We start from the raw sequence: 21101 nt of genomic DNA, 5'->3' as shown, positions 1-21101 counted from the left end.
CACACATGATGAACGATATGACTTAGATGGAGGTAGCAGTTTCGGTCGAGATCGCCGAAAGTTGGTGACGGCGGGAATCGAAAAGGCGGCATATCGTGGGTGCTTGACGCCTCCACTTCTTCACCGAAGGACCGATATGCCCTATCCAAAGACAACATTATCAAGTTGATTCCGCCAGGAACCGTCGCCGATCAACTCACAAAAGTCTTGCGCAACTGGGCACGTCCATCTCGCTCAGGCGATCGAAGCCGAGGTCGCGGACTATCTCGGCAAGCATCCCGATTTGAAGGACCGCGGCCGGCCACCAGCGCATCGCCCGGCACGGTCACCTGCCAGAGGGGGAGGTGACGACCAGTATCGGTCCGGTCGCTATCCGCCAGCCGCGCGTGCGCGATCGCCAGGGGGTCGCCTCCGATTCCCGACCGCATCCGGTTCTCACCGTCGATGATCCTTCCACCCTACATACGCCGTTCGAAGTTGATCGAGACGCTGCTGCCTATCCTTTACCTGAAGGGGATCTCGACTGGCGACGCCTCGGAAGCGCTGGCTGCGCTGCTCGGCAAGGATGCTGCCGGATTGTCGGCCTCGGCGATCGGTCGCCTAGGGATGGCTAGCTCGACGAGCACACCGCGTGCCAGAAGCGCGTCGGCGAAACGCTACGTCTACATCCGCGCTGATGGCCTCCATCTCGAGGCCCGGCTCGAGGACGAAAAGCAGTCACGCGTGTTCAACAGGGCGCCGGAAGCAGCCTCTTTACTCCGAGGATTTCCCCTGTCTCGGGACTTGAGGAGGCCCTGATTAATGGCAATGCTGTAAAACGCAACGGCAATAACACCGTAGGTGTTCTTCGCAGCTTGGTCCCGGCTCTCGGCAAAGATCAAAGGGCGATGGCTATGCGGCTCGCCGAGGAGCCGCACAGCGATGATGGCGCAAGTTAATCGGGCCGAGTAGCGCTCTCCCGCACAGCCGGTCCCGAGCCAAGCACGCAATCGTCGCTGGAGCAAGCTATGGCCCATTAACAAGCCCAATACCGGACCTATGTGGACGGGCTGCTAGCGTCGGGAGTGTGCGCGGCGTCTACTCTCGTGGGTGATGGATGAGCCGAACGTCATTGGGCCCCCCCGGCCCCAGGAGGGCGGTGTAGAGCTCGCCGCGAATGTTGTATTGCTTTTCCGGCTGCGCCGCGTCCGGCAAGAGGCCCCAGCGGCCGAGCTTCGAACGCATCGTGTCCGAGGCGGGTTGGGTGCCGTGCGAAAAATTCTCGGGAACAGCGAATGATGCAGCATAAATTTCGCGGGCCGCCGGGGATGTCCTGTCAGCCCTGGAGGACGCCGGGGCGGCTTGCTGCATCGAACGTCCAAGCAGCGCTGGTGAGACTCGATTCGCTGGCTGTGCGCTGGGCTGCGGAACGTATTCCTGTCGAGATCCGAGAGGAATGGCAGGGCCTGGCGCATTGAGTGGGGTGCTTGGCCTCATCGCCGCCGCGGGCACGAATAGCGCCGTGTAGCGGTCATTGTGAACGATAAAGCTGTTTGGTCGGCTGTCCTGACTCGGCGGGATGCCGCTACCGTCAAGCGCAGCCGACGCGTGCTGGTTGCCCTGCCTGAAGTTGAAGGGATGGACAACCGCTCCTAAATTCAGGGTCTGCTCATGGCGCGCGGTTGGCTCGAGAGACGATGATGGGCCGGCGTCTTGCACCATCGCCCACAGCTGATCCTGATCGTAACCTTCCTCAGGAAGGATCAATGGTGAACCGACCGCTGGCCCGAAAGGCGACGGTGCGCCGGCGTTTTCCATCAGCACACGAGCCATTGAATTGCCCGGCTCGCTCAGCTGGCGCTCAATGGCATCCAGTTCCGCATGGCTTAGCGTCCTCTGCCTCTTCGCAGGCCTCAACTGCCCGCTGTAATCCTCACCCATGAGGGGCGCGTGACTTGAAAGGGGGGCGCTCCCGGTCAGCTCGTTCGGAGCCGGCTGGTAGCCGTCGCTCCAGTTGAAGTGACGAACGGCTTCTCCGAGATCCGGTGCTTGGTGATCGTGCGCGGTTGGCTTGAGAGACGATGCTAGGACGGATTCGCCGATCATCCCTCGCAGCGAATCCTGATCGTGACCTTCCGCAGTCAGCTCGCTCGGCCAACTCGAAGCCTCCCGCGCGTTGTGCTGCGCAGCGACGTGCCCGACGCCTCTGGTGACTGCGTCTTCGGGATGAGGACCGCTGGCCCCAAGTTCCAACGCCTCGGTAAGTCTACGGTCTTCGTCAGGCAGATGAGGATAGTAGCGATCTGGAGAAACAGGAACCCCTGCGACGGCAGTGGTATCAAGCTGCGGGACTTCATCCAAGTACGGCTCAAACTCCGCTTGCTGCTGTTGCGGTTGTGTCACCGCGTCGTTGTAAGCAGCCCGGTCGAATGGGTTGATGCTGTTAAATGGGTCCATATCCCCTCCCTTTGGGTCGGTTCGCAATCCTGAGCAGATCCGCTCTCTGTTCTCCCTCTATTAGGATCAGCTGTCGACAAGCTGACGCGCTTGGAGACTTGAGTGAGCCAAAATGGCCAATCCGACTGCCACACTCACCCGAGGCACGCGCCAAGGATCGCCGGATTGCATTTTTCCGAAACACTGGCTGGGTGAGTCGGAGCTGGCACCAACAGATTCTATTTCGTGGAGTAGCATCATAGGGCCTACTAAAGTGTGTACTGAGCTGCGAAGTGTTCTGGACGATGCGTCTGGATGGTGCCCGAACCGAGGCGGACCCCTCCGATGAAGGCATGCCTTGCCAAGAAGGTCTTAATTCTGGCGGCAGAGGGTGAATCGGATCCCGGCCATCTTGGCGCGTGTCGCGGTGGGACAGTGCAGGAATCCTTTGCGGCTGCGACCGATCTGAAGGAGGACGCGACGTGCGACATGTGCGGTCGCCAGGAGGGGCTTGAATTGATGCACTCGCAAGGCATCATCCATCGAAACCCCGGTCATGGTTGGTTCGTCGCGCGGCGAAGTGAATATGTCAGCGCCACGGTTGCGCCGGGCGCTCTCGGCAAATCGTCGCTCATCATTACCGAAATGCTCTCGATGGTCTCAGGCCAGGCGTTACTCGGCACGGCTTCAGAGCAGCTTCGCGTCTGGCACTTCAACCTCGAAGACCCTGCCATGGAAACGACGCGCCGCATACAAACCACCGCTAAGCAGTTTGAACTCTCTGAACATCATCTTGGTGATCGGCTGTTTGTCGATCACGGCCGCGAACGCCCCCTCGTCATCGCCAAAACGGAAGGCCGCGACACCGTGATCTGCACGCCAGTCGTGGACGCGCTGATTGCAGAGATCGAAGAGCGCGGCATCGACGTGGTGATCGTCGATCCGTTCATTTCGTCGCATAAGGTTCCGGAGAACGACAATAACGCCATCGACATGGTGGTGAAGGAATGGGACAAAGTCGCCGACAAGGGCAATTGCGCCGTTGAGTTGGTCCACCACGTTCGGAAGGGCGAGCAGGAGGTTACGGTGCAGAGCGCGCGCGGCGGCGTCGCGCTGACGGACGGTTGCCGCTCCGCCCGCGTGCTCAATAGCATGACCGAAGCTGAAGCTAAGAACGCAGGCGTCGATCATCATGGATTGTATTTCTCAGCCTATGCCGACAAGGCCAACCTAACCGAGCCAGCCGACAAGCGGGATTGGTTTGAGCTGGTTTCGGTCGATCTCGACAACAACCCGTTGAGCCGGGTCAGCGGCAATCCGTTCGATCATCTGAAGGGCGACGATATCGGCGTTGCGACGCGCTGGGAGCGGCCTGACCTGCTGGCCGGGGTTACGGCGTCGGATTTTGAGCGGTGCGCGCTGGCGATCAAGCAGGGCCAGTGGCGGGCCGACCAACGGGCGGACGGCTGGGTTGGCATCGCAGTCGCGAAAACGCTGGGTCTCAGCCTTACCGACAAGCAGGACCGGGCTAAAGTCGTGGCGCTGCTCAAGACATGGCGCGAGACGGGCGCCTTGGTCGAGGTCGAGCGGCCTGATGAGCGCCGCAAGCCGAAGAAGTTCATTGAGGTGGCCGACGACGACTAGGGGCGCTGGCTGCTCCAGTTGACCGGAGCAGAACCGGAGCGACTGGCGCACCTGATCTGCTCCGCTCCAGTTAAATCCCTTTAGGGATTAACTGGAAGTGGAGCAACAGATCGGGGGCTGGATGACTGGAGCAGATTGGGCGTCGGAACGAGAAATCAATATAGGGGCGCGCGCCGCACCTTGGCTGGCCGAGACAGGATGCCGTTTCTCGCCCCCTGAAGTGCCAAAATTGATCCAAAAATCGCTTGAAGGCATTCATCGTTTGATATTCAGTTGGCCTACCAAGAACTGGAGGGCCATCATGGAACTGGTAACGGTACATTTTGACGATCCCGCCTTAGCGAGTTCGATCTGCATTGCTGTCGAGAGCGCCGCTCCAAACGCGTCGATCCATCATTTTACCGGCGGACTGAAGCCTGAAGCGCCCCCGGCGGCGGCAGGCGACTTCGATCCGCAGTTGATTGAGCGGCTGGTAAAGATCGTTCAAACCGTGCCTAAGCACATCCGACTTGGCCTGCTGTACGGAGACGACTCATGCAGCATGTCTCACGGCGACGCGCGGTACAGCATTCGGCCAGAGACCATCGCCCTTTCGCGCAGGCTCAAACCCCTCTTCCCACATCTCGCCTCGCCCATTGACGCGCTGGTTGTGCGACGGCGCGAGTACTTTTTTGAAGGAAGCTACAAGGGCATCCGATACATTCCGACCCCGCTCGGAGTGGCGGTGCGCGAGGCCTTGAAGGCTCAAGAGGTCGCGTAATCACATTCGCCGAATGCAAGTCAAAAGAAACGGGGCCGGTCTCCCGGCCCCGTATACCTTATCGAAGGTGAACCCTGACTGCCGAAAGCAGCAGCAGGAAAATCACCGGGTCAACTTCAACATGAAGCCAGATCATCGGATTGCTTTCCATGTCAGGCTCATAGCCACGAGCAGTTAAGACCGTGGTGGTGCACTCACCCTCGCTGACGTCCATCTGCGCAAACGGACGGTTTTGTCTTTCGCTGGCGCTGCTCTTGGCGTGGTTGGCGTGCGGGCTGTTCGAGCTTATCCACTCACTGCTGGACGAAGGGGCCTAGCTGGCAGGACCCGTACCGCGATCGGTCCCTCTCGCCGCGAAGGACATGAATGCGGCACGTACGATCCAAGATGCGACCAGCACTCCAATCGAGATAGCAACGGCAAAGTACCAAGGTTGGTAGAAAAGGGCACGACCATCAGAATAAGCGTTGCCAGCGTCAGGAGCTGGCTCTCTGCCATGTAGCTTGCAAAGTTGTGCATAATCGTTTCCCCCAGTTAGCGACTATGAGCTTCGCTGAACGCCAGAAGCGAGGCAACTGGTAGTCTGCGCGTCCGGTCGTCTTTGCCTTGTCAGGACACTTCATGACCCTTGAATTGATGCCTCGACTGGCTCAACTGACGAAGGTCCACGGCGCAATTTTGGACGCCGAAGACCTTGTGATCCAGTGCGCCACGAATGCCGTACAGCGCGCCGATCTGAAGATGCCTGTCTTGGATGCGCTGAAGCTCTTTGAATGGCTTTCGCGACTTCCTTATTCGATCACGTTGGACCCGAACGAATGTTTCGTAACGTACGATTACATGCCGCTATTGGCTCAACTCACCAAAGCCCACGGCATGGTCCTTCACGGCAGTGAGGTAATAGTTCAATGCGCGACCGCGACGGCGGGGTGGGCCGATGTAATGATGCCGGTGGAGGAGGCGCTCAAACTGCGTGGAGTACTTGCGACGATGCTGGATGCGTTCGCAACTCCAAAGAAGGCAAGCGTCGGACGGCACGAGCACGTTCTACGTTTCCCTCGACCAATCAGTTTGGTTGCTATTCTGGAGATTAAGAGATTTCATTATCGTGCCAATCGATACATGCAGGCTCTCAGCCGAGAGGAATTGGAGCAACGACTGCATGATGTAATAGCAAACGTTATCACGCTCGGTGATGACGGGAAATACACCTTGATAAAGCCAAGGCGGGATGGAATGCATTCGCCGACCCGCAATATTGATTTCCTGTCTCTCTATACTGAATTGGCCGAGGAATTTCTCATTCGCGGATTACTTGACGGTGAGAAATCAGCTAACCCGCCGGAAAAAATCAGGCGCTTAGCCGACGAAAGCTGGTGTCGTAGGGCGGATTGGGTGGATGCTTCCCAGTATTCTCGCGAAAGCTATTTTAATGCGCCAAAGATGCTCTTCAAATTTGGAAAGGCCGAGCACATGCGCGCCCTGTATGAAAGAGGCGAACTGCTTGTCCGGCCTGCCTCATATTTCGCAGGCGCCGAGGGCTTAGCACGTCAGGACAATGAACTGACGATGAGTTGGTATCGTGACGGGCGAAAGCTAGAGTTTTCTACTAGCGATTATTATTGTTGGTGCTGCGCTTCCGTTTACGACTATCGCTTGTTTATGGATTTCCAGAGCGACGCTTGTGTGGCAATAAATGACCTCGACAGCTTCATCGAGAGATTTGCGAAAGCAGTGGCGGCACAGGTGTCAGGCGTGGAACGCGTGCGTCTCATACCGGCGTACTACTACGACCCGCTTTCAGTTTCAGATGACCCGGTCGAATTCGCTGCCGTTCAAGATGAAGCAATCCAGTGCGCGAAGCACTTTCGGTTTGCATATCAGTGGGAATTCCGAGTTGTCATCACGCGGTCCACTCCCGCTCCCATGCAAGCATTCAAGCTTGATATGGGGTCGCTGCGGGACATCGCGGAGTTGGTCGTTGCGCCGGGTTCATGAGCGCCGAAACGGCAAGGAGTAATTGTGAAGCCAGAATATTTCCTGAGCGTGGTTGTCGGCCGAAATATTGATTTGCTCAGGGAGAAACCCGGTCGGCTGGCCTCGGCCGTGAACATCTTGCTTACGCTCGATGCATTTGTCGGAATTCTTCATGCAGCCTTGGTGGCCGCTGGCGTGTCCGTACCGGATAAAGACGATGAGTTTCGGGACGTTCTTGCAGCGCAAAATGAGGATTATCGCATCGTTCGCGATGCCGTGTTCGCAATTAAGCATGGTCAGTTAACTGGCAGAAAATCGCGGATTGTCACAAACTCCAAACAGATGGCGATTTACGGAGCTGTTTTTGAAGAAGCCGTTTTTCAGGACGGGGTTTTCGAAATGGGCGCAGCTCGCATTGAAGTTGACAGCACGAGCGTTGACGTGGTGGAAGTCGCCGAGCGTGTGATCACATTCCTGTATGAAATTCTAGAGCAGACAAGCGGCGGACAGCGCCAATAGTCGCTTTTGAAATGATTTAATCGAAGGGGAGAGTTGGTCCTATGCAGCAATTGGACACGAAAGCGAAACGTAGCGAGTTTCAGCAAAAGGCAGATAAACGCGCTCGTCACCATGCACCTCAAATCGAAGAGATCGTGCCGATCGTGATCGAGGCTGTCTACGAATTTGCTGATCCGGGGAGTGGAAGGCTAGCCGGACGTAGCGGCTGGGCGGCGTTTGGGGGCCGTCGCGTGTGGGGCGGCTACAAAAATAAGAAAATCGAGTTTCGCGAGGAAAATCGCCTCGGCCGCGCCGTTGCGCGGTTTGATAATGGTTCCTCAAAGAGCGAGGTGGAGCGACAAGTTCGCGGTTTTCGACGCCGAAAGTGAGGGCGGTGTTCGGACGAGGAGAGAAAACCTCATGCGTCCAATGGTGTAGGTCGGCTACAAATGTCCGAATAGCCATTGTAATGTTGCGCGGCCGACACCCTTCCAAGCTAAAGGCCCGTCGCTTGAATTGGGCCACCGGGACCGTCGCAAAAATCGTCGATAGCGCGTCGTCGAGGCCATGACGGATATCTCAGCGCCTCGTTATCCTGGAAGCCACGCAGAAGGGCGATCTCGACATAACGGAATGGCTAGAGTGGTTTCTCGATTGCCTTGATCGCGCCTTCGATCGCGCCGACGTCATTCTTGGATCGGTTCTCAGGAAGGCCCGCTTCTGGAAGAAGCATGCCGATCAAAGCTTCAATGACCGCCAGCGCACCATGATCGAGCGTCTGTTTGAGGGCTTCGAGGGCAAGCTCAACTCATCAAAGTGGGCCAAGCTGACCAAGTCCTCATAGGACACTGCCCTACGCGACATCGAAGACCTCGTTGCCAAGGGGATACTCGTGAAAGACCCTGCTGGCGGCCGTAGCACGACCTATTCGCTCTTGGATGGAGATGCGTGATAGACGGACGGAACTGGCCTCCGGCGATACAGCTATTTGTGCCCGTGAACTAAGGGCGCAAAGAGATTTGCCAGATCAGTATCACTAAACTTGTCGGGCTCTTGCGTGCTTTGGAATTCGAAAGGCACTATGACCTTCAAGCGTGTTCGAAACGGATACGTATTGGGTGCCAAGGAGACACTTGAAGTGTCCGTGACATGTTCGAGCGCGTCATCAAACGGTTTCAGGCGGCTCTCAGCAGGTAACGAGCTTTTCCACCACAACTCTCGCCGTCCCGATTGTTGGTGCAAGCCCTGGTTTCCAGTCGGGGGAGGCTTGGGGGGCTCTGCCGTTGCTCAAGCTGCTTCCGGAGGTGGACGGAAAATCCAAGTCCGATGACCCCTTTACAATCGGTGGGCTTCCAAAAGCTCCTCAAACGACAGCGTGTTGGGCTGGGGCGGGGGGTGGTTCCAGGGGCGGCAGCACAGCCACGCCGTGGCGTTTGGCGGGGCTGGTTGCAGGCCTGGATGAGCAGGATGGGGAATGCCAAGAAATGCTGGGGGCGCCGCCGAGGTATCGGCCATTAGCCGTTGTGGAACAGGCTGCATAATGAATAACATATTGATTTCGCTTGCTATTTTCTACAAAACCTTGGAGGGGTGCTTGCGGGTCGGTCCGTTAATCTTGGCTCTCGTTCGAGCTGTCCGCCCCGTTGCCCGGGCTTATGGGAACTGCTAACTTGAACGGATAGGGAACATACCCCGTCCAAGGGGATTGGTGAGTAGCTGGATTTTTAAGGGTAGATGCCCTATTTTCCGTCCTGAGAAGTAGGTACTGGTCGAGAGCCATGAGCGTCCGGATCAACCGGGAATACGTGAACGACACCGCGAAGCTGATCATGCATCGGCTTATCGCGCGGCAGATCGGTCGCGACCCGTCGCTGGTCGAAAGGGCCAAGGATTCTTTGGCCCATAACTCGCAACGTTTCGAAGGCTACACTTTCGTTCGCGAGTGGTCGGACATGCTCGGCTTTCCTCCATCTACGGTACGCCGCCGTCTGACGAGCCGCGACGAAGAGATGACGCGTTTGCGTCTGTCCTCACCTTTCGTTTTGGCGGAAGGTATCAATTTTGAGGACGACACTCTGCGCCGTCGTATCTGGAAGGCGGCGAAGCGGATTGCAGAGAGATCTGCGATCCATCAGACCGCGGCACTTCCGCGGATGGCGGCGTGACACAAAACTCGTTTGTTCGAACTATTGAAGATCTTGTCGAGACAGTCAGGGTGATCGCCCGGCTGTTTAAAACCGACAAGGTCTTCATCATTGGCAGCCAGAGCATCTTGCTTTCATGGCCTGATGCGCCCGTCGTCCTGCGCACTTCTGGTGAGATCGACGCCTATCCGGAAAACGCGAAAATATGGGAAATCCAGCAGAAGGAGCTGGATCCCGAAGATGATCCCGAGGCCTCAGAAGAGATCAATGCTCTCTACGGCGAGGGCTCTACATTCCATCGGGAGCACGGCTTCTATATCGACGGTGTCGACGAGAATACCGCACGGCTTCCTGGGGATTGGAATAAACGCGCGATTACCAAAACTGTCGATGTTGACGACAGGAAGGTTCTTGCCGTCGCACCATGTCCTGAAGACATTATTGTATCCAAGCTCGCTCGCTTGTCGGAAAAGGACAAGGAGTTCGTGGAGGGTTACCATAAGGCGCGGCCATTCAATCGCGATCTCGTCGTTGAGCGTATCAAGGCGACAAAGCTGGAGGCCGAACTTCAGGAACGAGCCATAAGCTTCGTACGCGGCCTTCCGGACGAGCCCAAAGCAGACGCTGCAGCAAGCAATTCGCCGGGATCCTAGCGGCCGTGGCTGCGATCCTACATGTTGCGGCAAACCTCTCGGCTGCGTCTAACGATCCTCGCGCAAGGGCTGAGGAGCTCCTCGCCGGGCACTCGCTGAAGCGGCCCGGCGGCAAGCCGCCGCCGCTATCACTGCCGCGTCAGACGGGTGCCACAAGAGTCCGGTCTTGTCGCTGCACTCGGCCCGCGTGTCCCTCCGCTTTCGCCGAGGGTCGCTATGCTCACGCGGCCCGGGTGCCATTTCGCTGCGGCGATGCGCTGCGCGCACGACGACCAGTTATGGGATGTCAGGTGTTGACCCGCTTGCGGTTCATCTTTGCGGCGCGCTCTTCTTCTGGGTAATTCTCGCGAAAATGCGATCGCGCTCGATGCGCCGGAAGGGAAGAGGCAGGAAATCGTCCTGCTGGAAAAAGAGAGATCTAATAAATTTGTGTCAGAAGTTCTCTTATATTTCTGACACCGGAGCGTGAGCCATGACCCACCTGAGCACCCGGATTTTGGAAGCCACCAAAGAATTGCCCGAAGGCGCGCCGATCGCTGCCAAGGCGCTTTTGCATCTTGGAAAGCGTGCCGCCGTCGATCAAGCTCTGTCGCGTCTTCGAGCGAGGAAGACTTCTGCGCGCGAGACGAGGGATATATTTGCGTCCAGTTGAAAGCCGTTTCGGAATTAGAGCCCCGTCAGTCGAGAAAGTCGTCGAGGAAATCAAGGTTCGCAGCGGCGAAATCATCGTTTCCAGCGGCGCGGTGGCGGCCAATCATCTTGGTTTGACGACGCAAGTACCTGTCCGTCAGGTTTATCTGACCTCTGGTCCTTCCCGCAGGCTCCGCCTTGGTAAGCAAGTCGTGGAGCTCAGGCATGCACCGCGTTGGCAGCTTGCCCTGGCGAACCGACGTGCAGGTGATGTAGTGCGTGCGCTTGCCTGGGTGGGACCACAGACGGCAGAACGAGCGTTGAGATCCGTCAGTCAGAAATTGACCCTGACCGAACTGAAGGAGCTGAAGTCCGCTGCTTCTTCCTTTCCGACTTGGCTTGCCAAGCCGGTAAGCGAACTCCGTGTCGGATAGAGTTCTAAACCTGGCTGGCGCCGAGCGCCAAGAGGCGCTCGGCGTTGCCGCGTCCAACTCAGGTCGTCCGGCACATCTTACTCGAAAAGGATGTCTGGGTTGTCTGGTGCCTGAACGCACTCTTTTCTCGCCTTTGGGCGAACATCTTGTCTTCAAAGGCGAAACTTCGCTATCAAAGGCTTACGGTGCGATCCGCCGTTTTTCGACATTCGGACGATAACCTTTCGAGGCAAGCGCCTGAGCGGGAGGTCAGCCTAGGCCGTCGAGACGCCGGCGCGCCGGAGCTACAGGCTATCCACGTGCCAATCGATCGCACGGGCTGTTTCATAGGCGTGCCCCTGACCCCGATCTCCCATCTTCACCGTCGACGGGTCGAGGTTGCGAAAGAAGAACACGACCTTGCCGGCTGTGTCGTTTGCATACACGCCCTTGTCGGGGATTGGCTTGGATAGCCACTTGCCCTGTTTCGTCGTCGATACGTTGGTCGCATTCCCAGGTTCGCCGGACTGCCAGGTGCTATCTGCGGCGAATAAATTAATCCAGTACCTATCTGGATCGCCATCAATGGCTTTCCCGCTCAGGCTTATGTTTGGCATTGTTGCTGCTTCTCCTCTAGGTAAATCGTTCTAGGCAATGACGGGAGTGGAGGGCGTGTACGGCGTGCCGTGTTCAGACGTTCTCTTTCGAGGTCGTTTTGCGGGGAAGGAATCCATCTCTTCCGACGGGGCCGGCGCGACCGTAGCGCGCGAAAAGGCGAACGACAGAATTGAACTCATAGGCTCGAATGTACTCCCAAAGCGCGGCACGCCCCTCATTGGAGAGATGATTGATCCTGTCACCGGGTTGCGGGATTTCGCCGAGCAGGACCAGCCAATACGAGAAGAGCTCGCCGAAGCCGATGGTCCCGATAACGTCGTAGCGAATGAGATGTTCGATCCGCTCCAGCCAGAGTAAAAAGTTATCGAAAGCGGAGCGGACGGCCAGATTTTGGTCCGTGAATGTTTTCTTTTCGATTTCTTCAGTTGGCTTCCAGTGGACGGCGAGCGCGGTGGGCAGGTCACGGACGTCGAAGGTCTGGCCCTTCAGCGTGTCTTCCTTCCAAAACTGGGCGTTGCCGTAGTCCAAAAGGCGCATGACGAAACGCACGTCCCCATCTTCGAAGAATTCCTTTGTTTGGTCGGATGCCGCCAGCGCGCGATCGCGCTGCCGGGTCAAGTTCGCCTGCTCACTATTCATCCGATACTGATAGAGGCCGAAGGCAAAACCGGCCGCGGTCAAAGCCAGACCTATCAGTGCTGCTGCATTCGAGTCGGGCATAGCAGGGTCCTCAATGGTGAACGCTAGTGAGCTGTGTCGCCTTTCCCGCTCCCCTTGTAGGCTTTCGTCCCTAGGTAAGTCGCGTGACTGATCAGCAGCACCGACGTGAAGGCACCTCCGGGGTCGGGCAGGCTCTGGATTCCAGTCAGCAGCACGTCTGGTGCGATTCCGCGGAGTTGCTCGACGAGCATCGCGAAATAGCCCAGGACCAGGGTGACGGTGAGCACGACATTCTGCAGCCGGGAAATATCGACGTCGCCCGAGTCGGCCACGTGTTCACCCACGAAGACGTCGGCAAGAGACGCCATCGTCGGGTCCGAACGGACTTCGACGGCCGAAGAGTCACTCGACCCCGTCAGCAGGCCACGATCGGACTGGTCGTTACTGTTCTTTGGCCTCCCACCGATCGTCGTGATCTGATCCGACGGCGAGCCGGCCATTCCGAATGCCTTCGTATTCAGGATTAACGCGGAGATCATCGGTGAGGCAAAGGCGATCCCGAGTGCGGCGGCGATGGATGCCGGGACCTGTGGGAACGTACCTGGTCCGCCAAGGCCAACATTGAAAAGCGCCGCGGTGGCGAAGCCGCCAAGTGCAACGATGGTCCAGAGCGTCACCTGCGCCCGCGCCAGGGATACGCGGTTACGCTCGTCGACCCAGATGCCGACCATGCGCCCCTTGGTCCCCAGGCCGAGCGCGATGGCGAGTCCGGCAATACCGAGGGTCATCGCCAGAAATTGCACGATGATCGACCGCGTGCCGGGAGTGTCTCGCAGTCCGAGAAGCGCATTCGCGATGCCGGACCAAATGGACGTATTCGGCGTGACCGCGATAATGCCGGCATCGACTGCGCTACGCACCACAAGTTCGCACGACAACGTCGCGTCCGTTGCGGCCGCGCCATCTGTTTCTGGCGGCTTCTTCGACGGTGAAGCAGCATTTGTGTCCGGCGCGGAAGGCCCATGGTCGAGGCAGCTCCGGATCGTAGCGAGAGCCATTCCGACCTTCGGTCCGTACGGAACGATCGGCTGGGCGGGAGCGGCCGGCGCAGGCGATGGGGCGGCCGGCGGCACTTGAGCGGCCGGTGGGGCGGCCGGCGGAGGCGCGGCAGGGGCAACTGCGGCTGGCTTCACGTACTTGCCGCCGGCATCAAGGAAGCTGCAAACGCTCCGCTTCCAGTTGGGAAGCAGAGCTGCATCCGAGATGCAATTGTCGGCCAGCTTGTCGAGCACACGGTACTGGATGTCGAGATTTCGGAGTTGGCTCCCTGCATTGCCGTCGCTCTGTCCCGACCATATGGCCGAGATGCCACCGAAAACGAAGATCAAGGCCGCGATCGAACCGAGCCACCATGCGGCTATCCTCACCGGCTTGGGAACGCTCCATGATCGCGGCGCCAGGCCAGTTAGGCTATACGACGAGGTGAGGCCAAGTTTGCCGGGAGCCTCTTCGCTCGTTCCATAGAGGCGGTACGTCAGGCCTGATTTGTCCTCGAATTCGAGGCCCTCGGTTGTGCCGGTCTTGTAGATCCAGTCGGGCGGCGTGCCGACGTCCTTCGATGGCGCGCCATTTCGGTCGATCTGCCAGAGCGTTGCTTGCTTGGGCAATGCGACGGCACCGTCGTAGCGGTTCTGCGAGATCTTTTCGGCAACGGCCTTCATGATCGTGTAGTTCGCCGCTTCGTCGGCAGACAGCATGTTGCCGGCGATTTTCATTTGATCCTGAAGCCCGTTCCAGCGCGCAGTTACTGCAATGCCGGCGACGACCGACCAGAGGCGTTCCAACGATTTTGCTGAGTCCGTTCCCTTTGCGGTCAATCCGCTCGTTTCTCCCAAAATAATTTTGGCGAGCCTTTCCACGTCCCCCTCAACCATTTGGTCCCCCGATGATGAGCATTCTGCCACTAGTCTCGTAAGTCACGATTGACGAATGCCTGGACGCGTCACACGTGCTTCCACGGAATCGGCATCGACATTCCGAGCACCATTCCTTTGGCGTCCGGAGGATTCATGTCGAGGTCTCCTTCGATCGTTTCGTACTGAAAGAAATCCAACGGAAACGACGGCGCGGTCTCGAGATAGCCGCCCATCGCGCGCGTCTTTGGACGCAGAATGCGCAGGAAGCGGATCTGCCCGCCATCGCCGAGCTTTGGCCCCTCGTTCGGATCCTCGAATGTTGGCCAGTCTGGTTTGACGAGGTTCAGCGATGTGGACGTCCCGTCCCAGAGCTTGACCGCGACCGGGCGCTCCCGAACGCGATCGAGCGCATCGTGGATGTTGCGTGTCAGCACCAGCACGAGGACTTCCTCGAGCTCTCCCGCCTGCTGATCCGCCGCTGGCGCGAGCGATTGCAGTTTCTGCAACGGTCCTTGCGCCGTGGGCTTGCGCTCGATTGAGACTATGGTCCCCGTCACCGAGGCGATGAGATCATCCGTCGACACCGTCGACGCAACTCCGTCGATGACGGCGTCGAACAGAGACATGGGCTCGGCAAACTGCCACCACAGCGATGGTGTAAACGTAGAAAGCCTTGCCGGCGAAACGGCCGCCTGAGCTCCCGTCGCCTTCATGACCATCGTGAGGGGCTGATTGATGGGAACCTCGATTGCACTGGTCAGCGGCAGGCACGCCACCGATAGCCAGCGATTTTCGCTCGGTGACAGAATCTCATCCGTCGTATCGCGTGCGATTCGGGCGCGCACCGCGATGTCACCGGCCGGCTTGTACGTTTCGCCTTTCTCCGGTTTGTCCCGGGCCGACACGATCAGACGTAACCGCACGTCGCCGCCGGCCGGGACGTCCAGCGTCCAGGTGCCGGCATCGCCTAACTGCGTGAAGAATTGGAAAGCAATGCTCCGTTTTGCGCCGTCGTCCTTCACGCTGAATGTGATACGAACGAACTCGCTGTCGCTGTCGTCAGTGAATTGAAACCGGATCGCCGAGCCGTCCAGGTCTTCCGTGCTGGCAATGTCGATCGCGAGCCCTTCGTGCTCGGCGGGGAAGATGCCCTTGCCGACGACGTCCTTGAGGTCTTTGAAGTCTTCCGGCGCAAAGTCCCGCATAATCTTGCGGCTGTTGGACAGCCGGAAGCGGTTGGACCCATCGTTCATCGCCAGAAGGCGCGGTTCGCAATAGAATTTATTGTACGATGCTGGAGCCAGGCCCTGGCCGGTGAGGGCGGTCGCAGGGTCGATGCTCTCCGGAGCCTCGAAACGACGAAACTTCAGTTTCACGAACGACCAGGGAACAATGTCGGGTTTGACGGGTGTAATCATTAAACCGGCGTGATCGAAACGCCCGGCCTCTGTTGCGAGGTCGAAAGTGTAGCCGATGGGGCCGTCGATACGCAGCGGTATGATCGCGCCGCCGGAGCCGGTTGCGCTCCGGATCGAGTCCGGGCCGTGCTCCTGCCAGTATTTGAGGGCATCTGTCGGCCCGTCGGTGCCGGCGTCGATATTGCGTTGGAGGGCGGCTCGTTCCGCAACCAATCTGTCGAGCGCTTCTCCGGTCGGCGGAGGGGTGCCGTCCGATGGATTCAAAAGCTTATCGATCGTCGCGACACGCGTTTTTCGTTCGGCTCGTGTCATCGGATGCCGGGCCATTTCGACCATGGCGTCGATGCCATCTCCGACATGGAAATTCGGATAGAGCGGTTCGTTAAACAAGGCCAGGAGCGGAGGAACGGTTCCCCACGCCATGGCGCGTTCGGTCAGTGGCAGAACGATCGCCAGACCCGGACGTTTGGGACGACGGTCGTTGGAACGATCGGCCAGCACCTTGTTCTGCCAGATCGCGCTGCCGTTGGGCCCCCGATGACTGGAGCGCATGAATTCCGGCCGTCCAGGCCGCATAGCCTTGTAGCGGCTTACGATGCGAAGACCGAAGCGCCACAAATTCATGCCGCCACGCCAGTCGAGGCTCTTGTCGAACAGGCGCGGAATGGGGTTGCTTGGGGCAGGATCGCTGCGCCGCCTCAATCCGCCATAGACATGGGCACGCTCGATGCGACGTTCGAAGATTTCGCCAACGTCATCGTTGCGACGGTCCGAGAACGATGTGTCGAACAGCTCCCGATACCGGGGTTGGTCGATTGCCTCAGCTCCGGTCGTGGCCAACCGGTACCATTGGTCGTCCTGCGGCCTGCCGCGCCAGCTCCAGCGTTGCGATTCGAGCGCAGCGAGATGGCAATAGCGCAAAGCCGGATACGTCGACGTTCTTCCTGTGAACGCCGCCGTCAATGAAATCCATGCCTGCTCGGCATATTCGGGGGCGCGGCGCAGGTCGATGTTCAGCGGCTGTGTTCCCAAGATCTCGGGCACGGCTTCGGTCGCAACTTCGAGCGTCAGCACCAGGGGGCCCGCCAGCCGCATCTTCGCGTCGATCGGACAGTGTCTGAGCGTGGCCTTAACGGCGGCCGAAAGCCGCTGGTCGCGCGTGAAAGGGCAAAGCTTGTCTTGCTTGTCCGGCAATCCTGCATAGACGCGCAACTCGTAGATACGACCCGGCAAGAGTGTGGCAGTATCGCCGGTCAGACCTTCCCGCCCGTTTGGATCGACCTTGATGGTCATGGACGGCATCGGCGCGACATGGCGACGGCCAGAGCCATCGAAGCCGAGCACGTCCTCGAGGGAGGTCCAGGCAGCTCCGACTGCTGCCATCTTGAACTTCCGAAAAGTTGGAAAGATGCATACCAGTTCACCGTACAACTGTGTCACGGCCGGATCATCGAGGGACCGATCGTCCTTGGTCTTGTTTGGGCTCGTTGCTACGCCGAGCGCGGCGTCGAGCGCCTTGGCAACGACCGGTCGGTTGGCCACAACTCGATCGTCGAACAGGGGAGGGTTGACCCATCGCCCGTAAGTACCAAATTCCACCGTCGGTCGTTGCAATCGGATCGTCATCTGGCGAGCGCCCGTCGCGGCGCCGACCTGGATGCCGTCGAGCACGTAGGTCGCGCGCATCTGATGGCCCGATTCCGGCGCAATTCGCGGCTTACCGACAGCGACGCTTGCGAAGTTTCCCGTACTGTCGAGCTGACTGACGATCGGTGTGACGATCGGGGGTTCGATGTCGACGTCCTTGTCCGTCGCGATAATGATCAGGACGTCTCGCCATTGCGCGATGTCGCTGGCGGGCAGCTGCAAGTCTTGCGTTGCCGCCGCAAAATCAAACTCATCCTCGGCCCATTCGGGCTCGTCAACTCCCGCGGCGATCGTCGTTACGGTCGTGAACGCTTCGACCCGGATCGCTCCGCTTCTGCCAACGTCGTGCGTCAATGTCAGCAGGTCGGTGATGGCTTCGCTCGGCCCCGAGCGGCCCCGGAACGTGATGGACAGCTTACGCGCTTCGTTTGTTTCAGGCCACTCCATGCGGCCGATGTCGATCCGCAAACCCGGGTCGGGACCGGCGCGGACTTCGAGGACGCCGGCACGTCCTTGCCGATCGAGGAAGAAACGTCCTTGCACATCGCCTCCGATGGTCACGGGGGCTGGCCGTATCGGTAGTTCACCGGCGAGCGGCACGACGCCGTCGGGAATCGCTTTGGATCGGTCGCCCGCAAGCCTTGGCGCGCCGATTGGACGTGTTCGTCGGTAGAGCGCTGACCGACGCACCGCATCCGTGTTTGTTGCGATCTTGACCTGTCCCTTGAGCGGCACGATCGTTTCAATCGGCCGGATCGTCAATGGATCATTGGGATCATTCCGCAAGATCGGAGGTAGGGTCCCGCCGTGACCGATGACGTATGGGACGACGTGGAAGGCATAGCCGAATGATAGCGCGAACAGGCGATAGTCGGTGGCGCCATCGCCCGTGGTCGGCGGAAAGCGATAGGCTTCGATGCGGCGCGCGTACGAGGATGGAACGTTGTCTAGCGCGGCATCGGTGGCCATCTCGGCCACCGGCGAGCGATTGTCGTATGAAAGCAAGGCAGCGCGTATGCCGCCGATCTCTCCGACCTGCAGCGGGACCGGATCGACGATAGCTCCGCCGGCCCAGGCAAGATTACGGACCATCACCGCATTGGCTTCACTGAGCGCAGCTCGCGCCGAACCTTGCGACGAAGTGTCGGGGGCATGCAGCGTGGCAACGTTGAGGCTACGCCACGCTTGGATCGGATCGCTCAAGGTGTCGGTACGGGCCATCAGGGCTCCCACACCAGACAGCCGGGTCCAAAGGTCGGCGGCACCGGCAATGCTCTGGAGCTGGTCGAAGCGGAAAACCAGTGGAGGCGAATCGACGGTGAGGCGGCGGCTGGAATCATCGCCGCCTCCTGACTCGTCTGTGGCTGATGGCACGAGGCGGCCGGCGAGACGAACGGCATCGCGGCGAGCGGCCTCGACGACGGCTTTCAGCAAATTGGCAAGTTTCTCCTCATCACTCCCGGGATTGGCAGCCGCGAGTCCCGCGTCGGTGAGTGCTGCACCGATGATCAGATCATACAATGACGCGGCGGGACGGCTGCCGTCGGCACGCTCGGCGCCGACGAGGGCGGCAACGCTGGCTATCAGCCGCTCGTCGAGTGGAAGCTCCGCAGCCGCATCTTGCTCGTTCTGGGGCTGGGGCGCGTCCCATGTCAATCGTCCGGCCGTCAGTCCAGGAATGTACGGCCCGATCACGGCCAATGCGAGATCGGCGCGAAGGCCGGGTCCGGTCGTGATGCGGTCCAACGCGGTACGTAGCGGCGTTGCAGTCGCGTCGGGCATGACGATGGCAACGTCCGGAATGTCTGAAACCTCTGCCTTCATCGACAGATAGAAGGCTGCCCCGAGCAGACGGTCGGCCGGCACAGGCGTGGAACCGCCGGCCGATAGCGTGACGGTGACCGCCGCATTTGCGTCAGGTCGGATGATCGCGATCTCGACGCGGATCGTCGCTCCACGCGCGAGCGTCGTTGCGATGACGGAGGCGCCATCCTGAAAAATGGCAACGTCCAACGTGGCAGACGCCGCCGTCCCGGCGATACGAATTTCGGGTGGGATCGGGCGACCTGGTGCCGTCAGGAACGCGACGACTAGCTTGAAATCGCCTGCAGGTGGCGTGAGAGCGAGATCGAACGCCACTTTCGTCGGTGCCGCCGGCGCGATGGGGGCCGCGGAAGCGGCTGGCCCGAGATCCAGCACGGCGCCCGAAACTGGTTGGGTGGCTCCAGGGCCGAACGCTTGAGCGTCGGGGGGAAAAGTCAATGTCCGTGCGCCGATCACGCGAGGCGCAGCGATCAGCAGCGGATGAGGACCGTCGGACGAAAGATCCGGTCCGCCGAGCCAATTGCGTGCCACGAACTTCCGCAGGCCATCGTCTGACTCGATGCTCTCGATTTCGGGGGCGATGGCCGAGCCGGGCGGATCGAGCGGCAAGCCGAGCAGCCCCTTCAACCTGCGTGAATTGATGGAAGCAAAGCGGGCGCGGCGCGGATTGTTGCTGACGCTTCCGGGGTCACGTTCGGCGGCGCCCAGGATCAGGGCCGCTGTGAGATTCCAGAAGTCGGCTTGGCGGAGGGAGAGGCCTTCCAGTATCGAGAAGCCGGGTGGCAGCGCAATCGCGGAAGCGGCGCTGCGCCTGCCCACGACCCACCATGAAATCGAATCAAGCGCCACGAGAAACTTTGGCGTCGGTTGTGAGGCGAGATCCCGGGCAAGCGCGCGTCGCAGCTCGTCGCCGCCCGCCACCTTCGTGATTTCGCTCGTCACGGTGGCATCCAGCACGCCGAACACACGGGCCCACGGATCAACGACTTCGGCGATCCGTCGTGAGAGGGAGGCGGCCCAGTCCTCATCGGTCAAGCCGTGCCCGACGGCTGGCCTCTTGATCAGCATGGTCTCCATGTCGATGAGCCGCTGGGGATCGCCGGACGGACTGAGATCATCCCATGACAAGCTCGGTCGCATGTCGACGGACCCGTCCGCGAACATGGGCGCGGAACCAGGACCAGGCGTAGGTACAAGGTCGACGCGACAGAAGTCGCCGTTTTGATCCGACATCACGGTGGGACCGGCCGGATCGAGCGTGTAGGTACCGCCGCCGGTCGGACCGAACAACGGTGCCGCGATGAAAGTGGTGCTCTTGTCAGGCGCGGGGTCGATCGTGAATACGGTGAACACCTTGTTGGCAACCGGAACCGGGTTCGGCAATCCCGTCAAGCTTTCGACAAGCCCAAACACCGTGCGCCCAGTCACCTCTGCCGTACCCGCCGGCATGCACAGGGCAGCTTCGAGGCCACTCGTGTTGACGATCGAGGTGATTTCCTCCTCGAGCCGGCGGTGAAAGCGCCTGCTTCCGTCGGCGCCGGGAAGATCGAAATCCGCCGGCGCGTTGGCGGCCGCCGTGACGATGGTTCCGGCATCCAGATCCTGGATGGTAGGAACTCCGGTCACGTCGACGATGCGCCAGAATCGCCAGGCGGTGACGTCGTGCGGATTCCAGGTCCCGCTGCCATCCGCCAGGCGCCACTTCCAGGGCAGGATCTCACCGATCGCGTCCGTCAGAAGCGCTCCGTCGGATCCATCGATGACGGCGCTTACCCGTAGCGAGATCTGAGCCTTGTTGCTCACGTCTGGCAGACGATCCGCCTGGACCTTTATTCTGAGATTGCGCGGATCGGAAGCCATCGACGAACGGTCCTTGGTACGACA

12 protein-coding genes and 3 pseudogenes are annotated in these 21101 nt (G+C 59.6%); 10 read left to right on the top strand and 5 right to left on the bottom strand.

Going from position 1 to position 21101, the window contains the following annotated elements:
• Positions 1–99: 99 nt before the first annotated feature.
• Positions 100–717, top strand: a pseudogene (locus I6F24_RS33395) (transposase); the annotation flags it as partial.
• A gap of 360 nt (positions 718–1077) precedes the next feature.
• Here the strand turns inward: I6F24_RS33395 and I6F24_RS33390 are convergent.
• Positions 1078–2436 (bottom strand): hypothetical protein, encoded by a 1359-nt coding sequence (locus I6F24_RS33390; RefSeq protein WP_225130101.1) that lies wholly within the window; start codon positions 2434–2436, stop codon positions 1078–1080.
• Positions 2437–2760: 324 nt separating this feature from the next.
• On the opposite strand from I6F24_RS33390, the gene I6F24_RS33385 reads away from it, so the two are divergent.
• The 9 genes and pseudogenes from I6F24_RS33385 to I6F24_RS33345 all read left to right on the top strand — a co-directional run.
• Positions 2761–4059 carry an AAA family ATPase gene (locus I6F24_RS33385; protein WP_225130099.1) on the top strand — a complete coding sequence of 433 codons (1299 nt, stop codon included), beginning with the start codon at positions 2761–2763 and terminating at the stop codon, positions 4057–4059.
• A 97-nt stretch (positions 4060–4156) separates the two neighbouring features.
• Entirely contained in the window at positions 4157–4819 is a 663-nt protein-coding gene (locus I6F24_RS33380) for a hypothetical protein (protein ID WP_225130098.1), read from the top strand.
• A 621-nt stretch (positions 4820–5440) separates the two neighbouring features.
• A complete protein-coding gene (locus I6F24_RS33375; RefSeq protein WP_225130096.1) occupies positions 5441–6817 on the top strand; it encodes a hypothetical protein in 1377 nt (458 codons plus the stop codon).
• 24 nt (positions 6818–6841) lie between these two features.
• Positions 6842–7315: a hypothetical protein gene (locus I6F24_RS33370; protein WP_225130094.1), complete on the top strand. Its 474-nt coding sequence runs from the start codon at positions 6842–6844 to the stop codon at positions 7313–7315.
• A 41-nt stretch (positions 7316–7356) separates the two neighbouring features.
• Positions 7357–7683 (top strand): hypothetical protein, encoded by a 327-nt coding sequence (locus tag I6F24_RS33365; protein ID WP_225130092.1) that lies wholly within the window; start codon positions 7357–7359, stop codon positions 7681–7683.
• Between the two features lie 1389 nt (positions 7684–9072).
• A complete protein-coding gene (locus I6F24_RS33360; RefSeq protein WP_225130090.1) occupies positions 9073–9459 on the top strand; it encodes a hypothetical protein in 387 nt (128 codons plus the stop codon).
• On the top strand, positions 9456–10091 hold the full coding sequence (locus tag I6F24_RS33355; protein WP_225130089.1) for a DUF6036 family nucleotidyltransferase: 636 nt from the start codon (positions 9456–9458) through the stop codon (positions 10089–10091). The genes I6F24_RS33360 and I6F24_RS33355 overlap by 4 nt, the downstream gene beginning before the upstream one ends.
• A 472-nt stretch (positions 10092–10563) precedes the next feature.
• Positions 10564–11155 (top strand): annotated as a pseudogene (locus I6F24_RS33350) (DUF6088 family protein).
• Positions 11145–11360: pseudogene (locus I6F24_RS33345) on the top strand (nucleotidyl transferase AbiEii/AbiGii toxin family protein); the annotation flags it as partial. The pseudogenes I6F24_RS33350 and I6F24_RS33345, both read left to right, overlap by 11 nt.
• Positions 11361–11439: 79 nt before the next feature.
• On the opposite strand, the gene I6F24_RS33340 reads toward I6F24_RS33345, so the two are convergent.
• The 4 genes from I6F24_RS33340 to I6F24_RS33325 all read right to left on the bottom strand — a co-directional run bounded on the left by I6F24_RS33340 (position 11440) and on the right by I6F24_RS33325 (position 21077).
• On the bottom strand, positions 11440–11751 hold the full coding sequence (locus I6F24_RS33340) for a hypothetical protein (protein WP_225130087.1): 312 nt from the start codon (positions 11749–11751) through the stop codon (positions 11440–11442).
• Positions 11752–11824: 73 nt separating this feature from the next.
• The gene (locus I6F24_RS33335; RefSeq protein ID WP_225130085.1) at positions 11825–12472 is read right to left on the bottom strand and encodes a hypothetical protein; all 648 of its coding nucleotides are present in this window, start codon (positions 12470–12472) and stop codon (positions 11825–11827) included.
• 23 nt (positions 12473–12495) lie between these two features.
• Positions 12496–14331, bottom strand: a complete 1836-nt coding sequence (locus tag I6F24_RS33330) for a hypothetical protein (RefSeq protein WP_225130083.1) — start codon at positions 14329–14331, stop codon at positions 12496–12498.
• A gap of 83 nt (positions 14332–14414) precedes the next feature.
• Positions 14415–21077: a hypothetical protein gene (locus I6F24_RS33325; RefSeq protein ID WP_225130081.1), complete on the bottom strand. Its 6663-nt coding sequence runs from the start codon at positions 21075–21077 to the stop codon at positions 14415–14417.
• Between the last annotated feature and the right edge of the window lie 24 nt (positions 21078–21101).

Origin of the sequence: Bradyrhizobium sp. BRP23, assembly GCF_020194135.1 — a bacterium.
GTDB lineage: Bacteria > Pseudomonadota > Alphaproteobacteria > Rhizobiales > Xanthobacteraceae > Bradyrhizobium > Bradyrhizobium yuanmingense.
Note: the sequence above shows the minus strand (reverse complement) of the source record. Positions and strands in the feature narration are given on the sequence as shown.